Raw genomic sequence first — 1736 nt, 5'->3', positions numbered from 1 at the left:
CAGCAGATTTAGTCATAACGATTAATTTCGGAATATAGAAAACCACTCAAGCATAAGACCCTATGAATTGAAATTCAAGCGGGTAATATGCTATCGTGTTTTTCATGAAATGCGCACTTACGACTTGGATTTCATCCAAGTCAAAGTTTGCGTAAGGGGAATCCCCTTAACCCCAAAAAATTGCTACGCAATTTAAAAAAGCAAAAGGTAAATAAAAATGTATCGGTATAATTTTAGAGAAACTCACCTTTACCTTTGTCCAAATTGCGGACACGAATGCACTTATAAGATGCCTGAACAGATGGCACAACATGCAGAAGAAAGAGAAGTTCAGAACCTAAAAAGAGAATGTGAAAAATGCGGTTATTACGTCCCTGCTAGTCGGAAGTGTTAAGCGATGGCGATTTATCATTGCTCGACCAAAACAGTTAATCGAAGTTCAGGCAGAACTGCTGTTGCATCTATGGCTTATCGTGCAGGTGAAAAGCTCAAAGATGAACGCACAGGGCTGACCCATGACTTTACAAGAAAAGATGGTGTCGCCCATTCAGAAATTATCTCGAATCTCGATATTGAAATTGACCGTAATGACCTTTGGAACTTGGCAGAACAGTCCGAAAACCGCAAAGATGCCCGAACCGCTAGAGAATGGGTAATCGCCCTACCCGATGAATTAGACGCTGATCAACGTAAGGACTTGGCAAAAGACTTTGCCAGGTCCTTAGTTGATCGCTATGACGTAATCGCAGATTTAGCCATCCATGAACCGAGTAAAGGCGGTAATGATAAAAACCATCACGCCCATATCATGCTCACAACCCGAAAAGCCGAATTGAATGCAGACAATAAACTCACTCTGACCACCAAAACCGATATTGAACTCAGTAACGCCAAACGAAAAAGCCTTGGTATGGGGACAACCCAAGACGAAATTAAACAGATTCGGGAAACGTGGGCAAATTTAGCCAATCACGCATTAGAACGAGCAGGCTTTCAGGAAAAAATAGACCACCGCAGCTATGCCGATCAGAATAACGGACTACAAGCCACCATCCATGAAGGCACTAAAGTCACCCAATTACGCAGACAAGGCATAGACACTGAAATCAGCCGTTTTAATGACAATGTGAAACAGCAGAACGCCCAACAGCTTGACCAACAGAAACAGCAGAAAGAGAGCGTTTTACAGCGTGGTTTAAACCGTGTCGATCAAGGTTTTGATCAATGGCAGAAGAACCAAGAAACCAAACGTCTAGAACTGGAACGCCAAGCGGAAATGAAACGACAGCAAGAATTAGATAAACAACGAGCCGAGCAAGCACTCCGCAAGGCATCTCAAAAACTAAGTAGAGGCGGAATGTCATTATGAGTAATCAAAATGATTTAGATGACCAGTTATATATTTTATTGGCATCCATGAAGGAATATCGAGAAGCCATAGCAGACGATAAGAAGCGATTAGAGCAGTTTTACAACCAAGTCGCTAGTGGAGTGCTAGACAAGGCTGAAAAATCGCTAGAAAACGCAAATAAAAAGCATACAGGTGCATTAAACAACAGTATTCAGGCATTAAACGAAGCTACAAACAGGCTCAACTTAAAACTTATCCTTATTTTTGCCAGCACGTTTGTGGCTGTGATGATGGTATTCATTTTGGCTATCTTCTTATACATACCAAGCAAAGACGAAATTGATGAACGTAGAGCAGATATGGCTGTACTAAAAAAATATCCGCT

At 41.5% G+C, this 1736-nt stretch carries 2 protein-coding genes; both read left to right on the top strand.

All coding sequences use genetic code 11. The features are described 5' to 3' along the window. The first annotated feature begins 397 nt into the window (after positions 1 to 397). Positions 398 to 1369: a MobQ family relaxase gene (gene mobQ, locus FTV42_RS16630; RefSeq protein WP_180015673.1), complete on the top strand. Its 972-nt coding sequence runs from the start codon at positions 398 to 400 to the stop codon at positions 1367 to 1369. Beyond that, the coding region (locus FTV42_RS16625) for a hypothetical protein (protein WP_180039231.1) at positions 1366 to 1736 on the top strand (371 nt) is incomplete at its 3' end. The genes mobQ and FTV42_RS16625, both read left to right, overlap by 4 nt.

The organism is Acinetobacter sp. YH16052, assembly GCF_013417155.1.
Classification (GTDB): domain Bacteria; phylum Pseudomonadota; class Gammaproteobacteria; order Pseudomonadales; family Moraxellaceae; genus Acinetobacter.
This window is presented reverse-complemented; position numbering and strand designations above follow the sequence as displayed.

Bases quoted from the DNA above. Each gene is read 5' to 3' on its own strand.
- mobQ (WP_180015673.1), top strand. From the start codon at position 398: ATGGCGATTTATCATTGCTCGACCAAAACAGTTAATCGAAGTTCAGGC.